The organism is Arthrobacter sp. LAPM80, from assembly GCF_046736435.1.
Taxonomy (GTDB): domain Bacteria; phylum Actinomycetota; class Actinomycetes; order Actinomycetales; family Micrococcaceae; genus Specibacter.
In genome coordinates, this window is record NZ_JBCHVD010000019.1 from 15,435 (window position 1) to 28,880 (window position 13,446).

General features: G+C 64.2%; 8 protein-coding genes and 1 tRNA gene. 7 read left to right on the forward strand and 2 right to left on the reverse strand.

Translation table 11 applies throughout. The annotated features are described in order from the left end of the window. Positions 1-27: 27 nt before the first annotated feature. Positions 28-1,983, forward strand: a complete 1,956-nt coding sequence (locus AAGW05_RS15585; protein ID WP_411805475.1) for an FAD/NAD(P)-binding protein — start codon at positions 28-30, stop codon at positions 1,981-1,983. A gap of 97 nt (positions 1,984-2,080) precedes the next feature. Here AAGW05_RS15585 and AAGW05_RS15590 read toward each other — a convergent pair whose 3' ends face one another. Both AAGW05_RS15590 and AAGW05_RS15595 read right to left on the reverse strand, forming a co-directional pair. Next, complete coding sequence (locus tag AAGW05_RS15590; protein WP_411805476.1) at positions 2,081-6,793, reverse strand: ExeM/NucH family extracellular endonuclease; 4,713 nt, start codon at positions 6,791-6,793, stop codon at positions 2,081-2,083. A gap of 340 nt (positions 6,794-7,133) precedes the next feature. Beyond that, positions 7,134-7,221 (reverse strand) — tRNA-Ser (locus tag AAGW05_RS15595). A 95-nt stretch (positions 7,222-7,316) separates the two neighbouring features. Between AAGW05_RS15595 and AAGW05_RS15600 the strand changes: the two genes are divergently transcribed. The 6 genes from AAGW05_RS15600 to AAGW05_RS15625 all read left to right on the forward strand — a co-directional run bounded on the left by AAGW05_RS15600 (position 7,317) and on the right by AAGW05_RS15625 (position 13,442). Beyond that, on the forward strand, positions 7,317-8,300 hold the full coding sequence (locus AAGW05_RS15600) for an NAD(P)H-quinone oxidoreductase (RefSeq protein WP_411805477.1): 984 nt from the start codon (positions 7,317-7,319) through the stop codon (positions 8,298-8,300). A 177-nt stretch (positions 8,301-8,477) separates the two neighbouring features. Continuing rightward, entirely contained in the window at positions 8,478-10,745 is a 2,268-nt protein-coding gene (locus tag AAGW05_RS15605; RefSeq protein WP_411805478.1) for a carbon starvation CstA family protein, read from the forward strand. 2 nt (positions 10,746-10,747) lie between these two features. After that, positions 10,748-10,948 carry a YbdD/YjiX family protein gene (locus AAGW05_RS15610; protein WP_411805479.1) on the forward strand — a complete coding sequence of 67 codons (201 nt, stop codon included), beginning with the start codon at positions 10,748-10,750 and terminating at the stop codon, positions 10,946-10,948. 148 nt (positions 10,949-11,096) lie between these two features. After that, positions 11,097-11,735 (forward strand): bacterial proteasome activator family protein, encoded by a 639-nt coding sequence (locus AAGW05_RS15615; RefSeq protein ID WP_411805480.1) that lies wholly within the window; start codon positions 11,097-11,099, stop codon positions 11,733-11,735. Positions 11,736-11,740: 5 nt separating this feature from the next. Then, entirely contained in the window at positions 11,741-12,247 is a 507-nt protein-coding gene (locus AAGW05_RS15620) for a hypothetical protein (RefSeq protein ID WP_411805481.1), read from the forward strand. A 130-nt stretch (positions 12,248-12,377) separates the two neighbouring features. Then, the gene (locus AAGW05_RS15625) at positions 12,378-13,442 is read left to right on the forward strand and encodes an iron ABC transporter substrate-binding protein (protein ID WP_411805507.1); all 1,065 of its coding nucleotides are present in this window, start codon (positions 12,378-12,380) and stop codon (positions 13,440-13,442) included. Positions 13,443-13,446: the final 4 nt, after the last annotated feature.

Consider the following 13,446-nt stretch of genomic DNA (forward strand, 5'->3'; position numbering starts at 1 on the left):
CCGGCCGGGCTCAAGTAAACTCAAGGAGTGGATTCCTTGGGTGAGCAGAGCGTTGTCATAGTGGGGGCGGGGCCCCGCGGGAGCTCAGTCATGGAACGGCTGCTGGCCCAGCACGCGCACCTCGCGGGACAGGGCGGCGGAACCGGACGGTTGGACATCCACCTTGTCGACCCATTTCCGCCCGGCCCGGGCCATGTCTGGCGCACCGAACAGTCGCGACTGTACCTGATGAACACGCAAAGTTTCTTCCCCACCCTGATCCCCGATCAGGGCGTCGTGGCCCCACCCCTGGCAGGCTGCAGCTTCAACCAGTGGCGCGTCGCGCAGCAAACGGCACCGTGGAGCCAGCTGAGCGAAGGCGACACAATGGAGCTTGCCGGCCTTGGCCCCTCGAACTTCCCCAGCCGGGCCCTCTACGGCCGCTACCTGGGCTGGTGCTTTGCCCAGCTCACCGAAAACATGCCCGAGGGCGTGAGCCTCACCGTCCATGCCGCCGAGGCGGAGCGGGTGGTCCGTGACGACGAAAACGGTGGGTTCGACGTCGTCCTTGCCGATGGCGAACGCCTGAGCGCGGACAAGGTGGTGCTGGCGCTGGGGCACGTGGAGTCGGAGCTGAGCCCGGCCCAGCACGAGCTGCGCGAAGACGCCCGCTCCCACGGGCTCACGTATTTGCCCCCTGCCGTGCCGAACGACGTCGACTGGGATCGGTTGCCGCCCGGGGAAACCGTGCTGGTGCGCGGCATGGGACTGAACTTTTTTGACGTACTCGGCCAGCTGACGGAGGGGCGTGGCGGGGCATTCGAACCCACAGGCCTGCCTGCGGGGGAGGCGCTGCGCTACGTTGCGTCGGGGCGCGAGCCTGTCATTGTCGGCGCGTCGCGGCGCGGCACCCCATACCGGGCGAAGGCGGAGCTGGCGAGCTATTACCCGCAGTCTCTCACGCTGCGCTTCCTTGGCGAGGACGCCGTTGCCGCCATCCGGGCGATGGGTGCCACGGCAGGCTTTGACCACGACATCTGGCCCCTGCTGCACCGCGACACGCTCTGGGCCTACTACACGACGCTGGCCCGGACCCGTCCGGAGACCGTCTCTTTGCAGCTGCTGCCCGAGCTTGATGCGCTGCTGCATGAAGGGCTCGACGGCGGGGACCCGGCGTGGGTGCCGCGGCTGAAGGAACTGCTGGGCCGGCACGTGCAGGACGGCCACGTCCTTGACCTGCAGGGCCTGGCCCGCCCCCTGGCAAGGCACCCCCTGCGGGCAAGCGGCGAACATCGCTTCCCCTCACACCAGGCCCTGGACGCTGCGGTCCTGGACTATCTGGCCGCCGACGCTGCGGGATCTGCCCGCGGCGAGGAGGACCCCATCAAGATGGCCATCGGTGCCCTGAACGCGGGGCGTGCCATCATCAAGTCCCTCGTGGCGGATCGAGGCATCACACAGGAATCGTGGCTGGGGGAGCTGCGCGGCTGGTTTGAGGGCTTCGTCGAAGGACTCGCAAGCGGTCCGCCTGCCGTGCGCGTCGAGCAGCTGGCAGCGTTGGTGCGTGCCGGGGTGGTGCATTTCGCCGGCCCCGACCCCGTGTTCCGCATCAAGCACGGGCTGTTCACGGCCAGTTCGCCGTGGGTGGCCGACACCCCGTGGCAGGCCCGCCACCTCGTCGAGGCGCTGGCCCCTGCCAACAACGTCCGGAGCAGCGAATCCGAGCTGCTGCGGCACCTCATGGACGACGGCCTGGCCCGCCCGCGCCTCATGCTCGCCTCCGACGGTGAACCCGTGGTGACGAGCGGCCTTGACGTGTCGGCCCCGCCGTACCGTCCGCTCGATGCAACTGGTGCCCCGGTTGACGGGTTGTACGTGCTGGGGCTCCAGCTTTCATCGGTGCAGTGGGGGACGGCCATCGCGGCCGAGGCATCGGCGAAATACCGCAGCGGGCACCGCACAGTCCTGGACGCCGACGCGATCGCCGCCGCCATCCTTGCCTAAATTCCGCGCCGCAAAAAATGCGCCCGCCCCCTGCTTTTCGTACCCGTTGAACGGGCGCGAGAAGCGGGGGCGGGCGCATTTTTGCCCTGTGTGCCGGTCAGTGGCGGGCTGCCTTGCGGCGTGCTGCCATGGCAACTGCTGCGCCAGCGCCCAACAGGACAAGGGCGCCCAGACCCAGCGGAAGCGCGGTGGCTCCCGTGGCGGCCAGGTTGCCGGAACCGTTGCCCGAGCCGGCCGTCGCGGAGGGTGAGGTGCCCGGTGCGGTGGTGGTCGGCGTCGTGCTTCCGGTGGGTGTCGGCGTTCCTGCATCGGCCGTCACCGGGATGGCGATCGGCAATCGGGCGTAGGTTCCGCCGTCGGTGGTGATGGTGAAGCGGCTGGCATTCAGCTGCGCCGGAACGGTGAAGCCCAGGGTCGCGGCGCCGTCGGTGACGGCGAAGGTGCCCAGTTCCGACGGCAGGACCGCGGCTGCCAGGACGGCGAAGTTGGTGCCTCCGCCGCTGCCTGAGGGCTCGTAACGGAGCGTGACCTTGGTTGACCTGGTGACCCCGAGCGAGGTCAGGTCAAGCTTCACCAAATCGAGGGTGACCTGCTGGCCTTCGGTGACAGCTGCCGGAGCACCCACCACGTCCACGCCGCGGCGGGAGAAGTCGGGTGCAATCGGCGTGGCCTTCGACTTCTCACCGAGGTAGGTAATCCAGGCGTCGCGGTCAATGAGGCCCGAATCCTTGGTGTTGGTGCCCTGGGTGAAGATGCGGAAGTTATCGCCGCCCGTTGCCAGGAAGCTGAACGTGCCCACGCGGTAGGAGCGCTTGGCATCCAACGGTGCACCGTTGATGGTGACCGAGGTGATGTGATCGCCCAAGGTGCGACTCGAGTCGTAGGTGTAGTCCACGTTGGAGGACAGGCCCAGGTTCAGGAACGGGCGGCTGGGGATGGTGCCGTCCTTGTTGGTCTGCCACTGCTGCTCCAGCATGGTCTTCACCTGGGCGCCCGTGAGGGAGGTGGTCCACAGGTTGTTCACGAACGGCAGCACCGCGTTGGCGTTGGCGTAGGAGACAACACCGTCAGCGAAGCCGTCGTTCTTGTACAGCAGGTCCGCACGCAGGCCGCCGGGATTGACGACGCCGATCTCAGCCCCGCCCGTCCGCTCCGACTTCAGCGCATCCAGGAGGGAGTTGCCCACCAGGTTGCCCAGCGCGGATTCGTTGGCGCGGTCGTCACGGGAGTACTTGCCCGTAGCCGGGTCGAAGGTCTGGGCGGTGGTGATGTCGGCGGAGATCTTGCCGACCGGAACGCTGCCGGCAATCTTGGCGTCGGCGATGGCCTTGTCCGTGATGGTCTTGACCGTGGCCACACGCGGGAACTTGGCCACCAAGGTGGCGTCGTTCACGGTTGTGCGGGGAACATTGCCCTGCGTGTAGGAGAGAACAGCGTTGGTGGAGGCATCCACCTGCAGCTTGACCTGGCCGATGAACTCGCCGTAGCTGCCTGTCTGGAGCACGGGGCGGGTCTTCAGTGCCGCGTTTGCGGCAACGCCGGGGATCGGGGCGTCCCACGCGTACTGCTTGTGGGTGTGCCCTGTGAAGATGGCATTGACCGATGCGCTGGTCTGCGTCACGATTTCCCGGAACGCTCCTGCTGCAGCCACTTCCTGTTCAAAAGTGGCTCCGTCGGGAGTGCCGGCGCCGGCGCCCTCGTGGTATTCGGCCACGATGACGTCGGCGAGCTTGCCGTCGGTGATCTTCTTAGCCACACGGTTCACCGCGACAACCGGGTCGCCGAACTCAAGCATTGAGATGCCCGACGGGGTCACCAAGGATGGGGTTTCCTGGGTGAGCGCGCCAATGATGGCAACCTTCACACCGTTGAGGGTGACGATCTTGTACTCCTCGAGCACCGGGTTGGTGGTGCCCTTCGCGTACACGTTGGCCCCAAGGTAATCCCAGGCGGCTGCATCCCTGATACGGGCATCAAGGTCTGCCCAGCCCTTGTCGAACTCGTGGTTTCCGACGGCGGACGCCTGAAGTTTCAGCGCGTTCAGCACGTCGATGGTGGGCTTGTCGTTCTGTGAGGCCGAGGCAAAAAGGCTGGCGCCGATGTTGTCACCTGCCGAAAGGAATGCCGTGTTGGCGTCTCCGGAGTCCGCACGCAGCTGTTCAACCGTGCCGGCAAACTTCACCGTGTTGGCGTCGATACGGCCGTGGAAGTCGTTGATGTTCAGGAGGGTGATTTCCTTGGTCGCCGCCGTTGATCCCATGTTCAGGCCGACGACCACGGGGTCGTGATCGGAGGCGGCAAATGCGGAGGTGTCAAAGAAGTCGGTGACGTTGTAGTTGTAGCGGCTGTAGCCCATGGCAATGGATTCGGAGGAGTTGATGTTCCAAATGTCGACGCCGGTGGTGAGCTTCTCGGCTGCGGGCGAGGCCAGGACGTGGTCCAGGGATCCGACCATGCCGCCGTAGCTGTACGAATGCTTGGTGGTCTTGGCATCCTGGTCCGTGTAACCGGCCGCGGTGAGGGTCACAATGGGATCCTCGAACAGGTAGGCGTTGAAGTCGCCCATGAGCAGTACCTTGTCGGTGCCCTGGGCGCTCTGCTGTGCGTTGGAGAACGCCAACAGCGCCTTGGCCTGCGCGGTGCGTGCCAGGTTGGAGTTGCCCTGGCCCTTGTCGGTGTCATCCGGTGTTGCCGCCGAACCCTTGGACTTGAAGTGGTTCACGATGAGCAGCATCTTGGACGAGTCCGGGGCGCCGGCCAGCTTGAACGACTGGGCCAGCGGCTGGCGTGCAATGCCGGTGAATGCCTTGTCGTCGAGGATGACGGAATTGCCAACGGGTGCCGCAACATTCTTCTTGAAGATGAAGGCGGTCCGGATGACATCCTCGTCCGTTAGCGCCGGGCGCTGGGCAGGGGATCGGACGTAGTCCCAGGTGTTCGGGGCGCCATCGTTGAGCGCGGCAACCAGCGTGGACAACGCGTGGTCGCGGTCCATGCCGAACTTCGCGGAGTTTTCAATTTCCTCCAGCGAGAGTACATCGGCGCCTGAAGCGTTGATGCCTGAGACGATCTTGTCCTGCTGGCGCTTCAGGCTCGCCGGGTTGGCGGCGCCGCGCTGCAGGCAGCCGGTCTTGACTGTGACGGGGTTGCCCGCGCGGTCAGTGTAGAACTGGCACTTGGGGTCTTGGTCGCCCGTGGTGGGGAAGTAGTTCTGCACGTTGAAGGAGGCAACCTTCAGGTTTCCGCCAACATTGGCCGGTGTGGGTGCACGGTTGCTGCCAAAGTTGATCGGCTTGACCTGGTCGGCGTTGCCAACCGTGAGCGCGGTCAACGGCTGGAACTTGTAGGCGTTGTTGCGGTTGTCAAAGATCACCGGGGAGGTGAATTCCGCCGTCGTGCCAACGCGCATCGGGGATGCATCGGTCAGCCACGGCAGGGGGATTGACGACCCTGACGGGTTGGTGAGGAAGCTGGTGCTGGCGCCGTCGTCCATGCCAATGGCGGCTGCCTTGTTCCTGGCAATCGCGGCGTTGTACGCATCGGATCCGATGGTTCCCATCGCGGTGGGCTGTTCGAGCGGCTTGTCACCGGCGGCCAAGCCAATCTCGCCATAGTTGTTCAGCGAGTAGTTGTCGGTGATGGTGTATTTGCCCTGCGGGGCCACCAACATGCCTTCAAGTGTTTCACGCTGCACGTCGGTGGCAGGCAGGGTCGTCAGCACCGTGGCTTTGACCTCCGGGGCGGCATCCGTCAGGACGCTCATGCCGCCGGCGGCCACATTGATTTCCGTGGTCTTGTTGGCATCACTTGCGCCGCCAAATTCGGTGACGAGGCCACTGACCTGGACGTAGTCGCCCACCTTGACGTTTCGCACAGTGGCAGGCGAGTAGACGAAAACGGCGTCCGATGCCTTGTGGGTGGCGAGGTCAAGGTCGCCGCCGGTCCCCGGAGTCTGGATGTAGTACCCGCTGAAGCCACCGTCGGGGTACACGGCCGTGACCTTGCCCTTGGTGGTGACAGTGGTGTTCACCAGGGGGCTCTGGGCGCCGGTGCCCTGAATTTCGGCGATGGTCTTGGCGCCGGAATCTTCCGGCGGGGGCGCAGGGGTGTCCCCGCCCTTGGCGCCCACGGGGGTGGGGTCGGCGGGTGTGAAGTCGGCTGCATTGCTGTCCGTGTCGGCGAAGTCCCTGCGGTTTAGGGACTTCGAGACCGAACCGGTCGGGCTGTCAGCTGTCTCGAAGGTGTTTGAGGTGCCGTAGCCCAACAGATCCACAACGCCGGCCTCGCCAACAACGGATCCGGTGGACAGGGAAGGCAGGGCCTTGGCCTGGTCCGACAGGATGAGGGTTCCCCCGCCTGCGCCGGGATTGATGGTGTTGGCCGTGTAGTCGGTGGGCGGCAGGGCGCGGCCATTGGTGCCGTTCGTTGTGCCGCTGACCAGGAAGTAGCCCTTGGCGGCAATGGTGCCGCTCAGCGCCGCCACGTTTCCGGGGAGTCCTGTCCCTGCTGGTGAGCGGTACTGCAGCGACCATCCGCTGAGGTCCACGGACGCATCCGTGGGGTTGTACAACTCCACGAACTTGTTGGCGTACGTGGCGCCAGCGCTGCCACCATTGAGGTATGCCTCATTGATGACCACATGGGGTGCTGCGGTGACGGCGGCCGCTGGCGCAAGCGCCGCCGTCGTGGTGTCATCCGCTGTTGCGGCGTTTTGCTCGGCCAGTGCCGGCGAAATCGCCAGCGGGGCCACGGCAAGTCCAAAGGCCAGCACGGCCCCCAGCCCTGCCTTGATGAAGGTGTTGCTCGTCATGTCCCCAACTCTCGAAAGTGTGGCACATCGTTGTGCCATGAGTGATGATGACCCGCAGGTGCGGTATGGAGGGACTCAGCGGAAATAGGAAAAGGCGAGCCCCCCGACCAACCTTGCAGGAACGTGTTTGAGCCAAACACATAGATGTGAATCAATCATGAACGGTTGCCTACGGTCAAGGAAACACAAGACTTTCGTGTGAAAACAAGCGAAAAAGTGTCAAAAAGTGTGCTTGGGGCACGCGGCAGTGGAATGTTGTTTGAACAAGTGCTTTCTGGTACGGGAGCATTAAACGCAAAAGGGAAGCAGTCTCGTGATGAGACTGCTTCCCTTTCATGCGCGGAAGGTAAGAGATTCGAACTCTTGGTACGGGGTTACCGCACACTGGTTTTCAAGACCAGCTCCATCGGCCGCTCGGACAACCTTCCTTACCCTAGTAGTGTTTCATAGGCAGGGCTGTGCAACCAAAATGAGCACTGGCGCGGCCAGGATTTTTCAGGAAGAAAAGGCGATGGAGAAGGTCATGAAGGCAATTGTTACAAGGGGCGCAGGTGGGCCGGAGGTGCTGGCACTGGCCGAGGCGCCGGTTCCCGCCCCCGGGCCCGGCGAGGTGCTCATTGACGTGATTGCCGCGGGAATCAACCGCGCAGACGTACAGCAGCGCCGTGGTTTCTACCCGCCGCCCCCTGGCGCATCCGAAATTTTGGGACTTGAAGTCTCGGGTCGGATCGCGGGTTTCGGCCCCGAGGTGACCCGGCCGTTCAGCCTGGGCGAGAAGGTTGTGGCGTTGCTCACAGGTGGGGGTTATGCGTCCCAGGTGGCAGTTCCCGCGGGCCAGGTGCTGTCCCTGCCTGAGGGTATTGACGTGATTTCCGCCGCAGCCCTGCCCGAGGTTGCCGCCACCGTGCACTCAAACCTCTTCATGACCGCACAACTGCAGGCGGGGGAGACCGTGCTGATCCACGGTGGCGCCGGCGGCATCGGCGCCATGGCCATCCAGTTGGCGAAGGCCGCCGGTGCCAAGGTCATTGCCACGGCGGGCAGCGACGAGAAGGTCGCCATGCTCACCGGCTACCTTGGTGCCGACCTGGCCGTCAACTACCGCACGGAGGATTTCCTCGAGCGGGTCATGGAACACACCGGCGGGCTGGGCGCGAACGTGATTCTCGACGTCGTCGGCGCCAAGTACCTGGCCCGCAACGTTGCAGCGCTCGCCACCTACGGCCGGCTCGTGGTCATCGGGCTGCAGGGAGGCGCCACGGCGGAACTCAACCTGGGTGCGCTGCTCACCAAGCGCGCGGCCATTATTGGCACGACCCTGCGGGCGCGGCCGGTTGAGGAAAAGGCGGCCATCATGGAGGGCGTGCGCGACCATGTCTGGCCATTGGTTGCCAGCGGCGCCGTCAAGCCCATGGTGGATAAGACCTTCCCGCTGGCACAGGTTGCCGCCGCGCATGAGTACTTTGATTCAGGCGCCCACGTTGGCAAGGTGCTGCTGACGATCTAAGGGATCCGGTCCGCGATGCCCTGCCCGAGCCGCCTTCGCCCCGTTGAGGTGCCGTTCATCGCACGGACGCCACCTTTGGCAGATTTTCATGCATGACCCACAGCACATCCTCCGTGTGCCCTGCGCCATATTGCTAATGTCGAAAGGCCGTATTTATGACTTAGCGTAGGGAAAAAGATGACAATGCCGTCGAACAGGGCCGCCGATCCCGGCGATCTTCTCGTCCAGGATCCAGAACTGCCGCCCGTGGCAGTGGATGTGGATGCTGAGGAGGAAAAGCACAAATGGACCCCGCTGAAGATTGCCCTCTGGGCGGCCATTGCCCTTCTGGGCGGAGTTGCCTGGGTTGTCCTGGCCGTGGTGCGCGGGGAAACCGTCAACGCCATATGGTTTGTTTTCGCAGCCGTCTGCACCTACTTGATCGGCTACCGCTTTTACTCCAAGGTCATTGAAAAATTCCTGCTCCGCCCCAACGACAAGCGTGCAACCCCGGCCGAATACAAGGCCGACGGCAAGGACTACGTAGCCACCGACCGCAACGTCCTCTTCGGCCACCACTTTGCCGCCATTGCAGGCGCCGGCCCGCTGGTCGGCCCCATCCTGGCCGCCCAAATGGGTTACCTGCCCGGCACCATCTGGATCATCGTCGGCGTCGTGCTTGCCGGTGCCGTCCAGGACTACCTTGTCCTGTTCTTCTCCATGCGCCGCGGCGGCCGCTCCCTGGGCCAGATGGCCCGCGAGGAACTCGGCGTCATCGGCGGCACGGCGGCCCTGATCGCCACGCTCTTGATCATGATCATCATCGTCGCCATCCTTGCGCTCGTGGTCGTCAATGCCCTGGGCGAGTCCCCGTGGGGCGTGTTCTCGGTATCCATGACCATCCCGATCGCACTGTTCATGGGTGTCTACCTGCGCTACCTGCGCCCCGGCAAGGTCATGGAAGTCTCGCTTATCGGCTTCGTGTTGCTGCTTGCAGCCATCATCGGCGGCGGCATGGTTGCAGCCACCGAGTGGGGTTCTGACGTCTTCAGCATTAACCGCACCACCCTTGCGTGGGCCGTCATCGTCTACGGTTTCATAGCCGCCATCCTTCCTGTCTGGCTGCTGCTGGCCCCGCGCGACTACCTCTCCACGTTCATGAAGATCGGCACCATCGTGATGCTGGCCGGCTCCATCGTGCTTGTCCGCCCCACCATCAACGTCCCGGCCTTCAGCGAATTCGCGTCCCGCTCCGACGGCCCCGTCTTCTCCGGCTCGCTGTTCCCCTTCCTGTTCGTCACGATCGCCTGTGGCGCGCTGTCCGGATTCCACGCACTGATCGCCTCCGGCACCACCCCGAAGCTGATTGAAAAGGAACGCCAGGCCCGCTACATCGGCTACGGCGGCATGCTCATGGAGTCCTTCGTTGCCATCATGGCGCTCGTCGCGGCGCTGTCCATTGACCGCGGCATCTACTTCGCCATGAACGCCTCCGCGGGCGCAACCGGCGGCACCATTGAGGGCGCGGCAGCGTTTGTGAACTCGCTCGGGCTGAGCGGCGTGCACGTTGACCCGGCCACGCTGGCACAAACCGCGGCCAACGTCGGCGAGGAGTCCATCGTTTCGCGCACAGGCGGCGCACCCACCCTGGCCGTGGGGCTGGCCCACATCATGCAGCAGGTGGCCGGCGGACAGGCCATGATGAGCTTCTGGTACCATTTCGCCATCATGTTCGAGGCCCTGTTCATCCTGACCGCCGTCGACGCAGGAACCCGCGTTGCCCGCTTCATGCTCCAGGATTCCATCGGCAACTTTGTGCCGAAGTTCAAGGACAACTCATGGCTTCCGGGCATGTGGATCACCACCGCCATCATGGTGGCCGGCTGGGGAGCCATCCTGATCATGGGTGTCACGGATCCCCTCGGCGGCATCAACACCTTGTTCCCGCTGTTCGGTATCGCCAACCAGCTGCTGGCTGCGATTGCCTTGGCTGTTTGCCTCACCATTGCCGCCAAGAACACCAAGCTGAAATTCCTGTGGATCATCATTGCGCCGCTGGCTTTCGTCACGGTCGTGACAATTGTGGCCTCCTACCAGAAGATCTTCTCCAAGGCTCCGGGTGTGGGCTATTGGGCCCAGCACCAGGCGTACAAGGATGCCCTGGCCGCGGGCAAGACAAGCTTCGGCAACGCCAAGACGGTCGAGGCCATGGACGCCGTTGTCCGCAACACTTCAGTCCAGGGCACGCTGTCCATCGTGTTTGTGGTGCTTTCGATCATCGTCATCACGACGGCGGTCATGGTCTCCCTCCGTTCCATCCGTGCAGGCGGCGGCCCCAGCATGGAGGACCCGGCCGTCGGGTCACGGATCTTCGCGCCGGCATCCATGGCGCCAACGGAGTCCGAAAAGGCCATCATGAAGGAATGGGCAGAATCCGGCAAGCAAACAGTGAGGTCGGGGCACTAGCCATGGACGTGCTGCGCAGGGCAGGCCGCGGCGTTGGCGCGGTGGGCCGGTACCTCAAGGGGGTGTTGGGGGAGGACTCCTACGAGTTGTACCTCGAGCACCACCTGGCCACCGGCTGCGACGTTGCCCCCATGACAGTGAAGGAGTTCTGGCGCGACAACTACAGCCGCCAGGACGCCAACCCGGAGGGCCGCTGCTGCTGATCCTCCGCGGCCCACCCCACCCGCGACCCTGCCCGCGTTCTATGACGCAGTAGCTGCTGCAAAATGCCGCCAGCAAGCGCTTTCCGCTGCACTTACTGCGTCACAGATGGGAGGGGCCGGTTTTGCCCCGGCGTGAGAGACTGGCACCATGAGTGAAAAGGCGCAGATCCCGGCCTCTGAAGATGCGGCCGTCGGCACAGTCCTGGAGAATTCGACGGACGGCGGGCAGGCGGCTGCCCCTGCCGGTGCACCTGTGAATCCCAAGGCACCAGGCGAACCCGCCACCGTGGCCGAGATGGTCGACCGGCCGGCCAAGGTGATGCGCATTGGCACCATGGTCAAACAGCTGCTCGACGAGGTCAAGAGCGCACCCCTTGATGACGCCGCCAGGACCCGCCTAGCCGAAATCCACCAGGCCTCCATCAAGGAGCTTGAGGATGGCCTTGCCCCTGAACTCGTTGATGAGCTGCACAGGCTGAGCCTGCCGTTTGCCGAAAAATCCGCGCCTTCCGACGCCGAACTGCGCATTGCCCAGGCGCAGCTGGTTGGCTGGCTTGAGGGTCTGTTCCATGGCATCCAAACCGCGTTGGCCGCCCAAGCCACAGCAAACCAGCAAACAGCTGCGCGCCTGGCACTGCACCAGCTCCCGCCGGGGACAGTCATCGCGCCCGGCGTCGTGGTCGGCGAGAACGGTGAACCCCGCCGCGCATCGGCCGGTCCTGGCGGCGACCTTGGCGAGCCGGGGATGGTGCGGCCGGATTCCGGCGGACCCGGACAGTACCTCTAACGCGCATGCTCAAGGGACTTTTTGGCGCCTCGCGCCAGGGCCGACTCGACGACGCCGAGCTGGGTAAGGGCGTGTGGCGCCGCGCCCACGACAGATTCCGCCGCGGACTTGACCGATTCCACCAAATGCTTGAGGGCCTGGACGAGACAGGGGCTGCGCCCGGCAAGGCAGTTGGGCAGGCTGCCGAAACGTACGGGGCGATGGTGGTAGTGGCCGACGGCCTGGCCGATCTATTGCCCATGGTCCGCCGCATCGCCGCGGAAGCCCAGCGTGCGGGCCCCAGCGAAGGAATGGAAATCCCTACAGGTACCGGCGGGTACCTCAACGACGTGCACCGCGAACTCTCCCGCGCCGGCAACGCGCTCGCCGCGGCAGCCGAGGCCCTGGCCCTGGTGCGCCTGGGCATCGGGGAGGCATCCGGCGTCGCGCTCAAGGCGGAAATTGTGCACAGGCACGTCAACGGCGCAGCGGAGCTTTTGAGCAAGGCCGCGCATGCTGACAAGGCACCCTAAGTTGTGCCCAAGAGGTCATAAACTTAAAGTGAGCTGCATCACAAATGGCCCCGAATGAGGTAAGGCTGCCCTATTCATGGAATACGATCAACTTACGTTCGCTAATTATTCCTACCGCCGAGAGGCTCCCATGAAGACGTTTTTCACCAAGAAGAGGTTCGGCGCAAGCGCGTTGACAGTGCTCGCCGGAGCGACGGTATTGGCCCTTGCCGCGTGCAGCGGCGCTGCGGCACCGGCGGGAAGCAAGGGCGGCGAAGGCTCGGCCACCGACGCGATCACCGTCTACAACGCCCAACACGACACCCTGACCCAGGCCTGGGTTGATGCGTTCACCAAGGAAACAGGCATCAAGGTCACTGTGCGCAACGGCGACGATCTTGAGATGAGCAGCCAGATCGTGGCGGAGGGCGCCAAGTCACCGGCGGATGTCTTCTTGACCGAAAACTCCCCGGCCATGACGCAGGTTGAAACCGCGGGCTTGTTTGCTGATATCAGCGCCAAGGTGCAAGAGCAGGTGCCAGCCGAATACCGTCCCTCCACCAACAAGTGGGCTGGCATTGCAGCGCGCAGCACGGTTTTCGCCTATGACAAGACGAAGCTGACCGAAGCGCAGCTGCCCAAGTCCATCATGGACCTCTCCGATGCCTCCTGGAAGGGCCGCTGGGCCGCTTCACCGTCAGGGGCCGATTTCCAGGCCATCGTTTCCGCCATGCTGGAACTCAAGGGCGAGGACGCCACTCTTGCCTGGTTGAAGTCCATGAAGGAAAACGCATCCGCCATCAAGGGCAACAGTGCAGCCATGAAGGCCGTCAATGCCGGCACCATTGAAGGTGCCATCATTTACCACTACTACTACTTTGGTGACCAGTTCAAGACTGGCGAGAACTCCAAGAACGTGGCCCTGCACTACTTCAAGAACCAGGATCCGGGCGCGTTTGTTTCCATCTCCGGCGGCGGCGTCCTAGCCTCCAGCCAGCACCAGGCGAGCGCCCAGAAGTTCCTGGAATTCGTCACAGGCAAGGCAGGTCAGACAATTCTGCAGACGGGCACGTCCTTCGAATATCCCGTCGGCAGCGGTGTCGGCGCCAACAAGGAGCTCCTCCCGCTGGCAGACCTGCAGGCCCCGAAGATCGACCCCGCCAAGTTGAACTCCGCCAAAGTCATCGATCTGATGACGCAGGCTGGTCTACTGTAGGTCA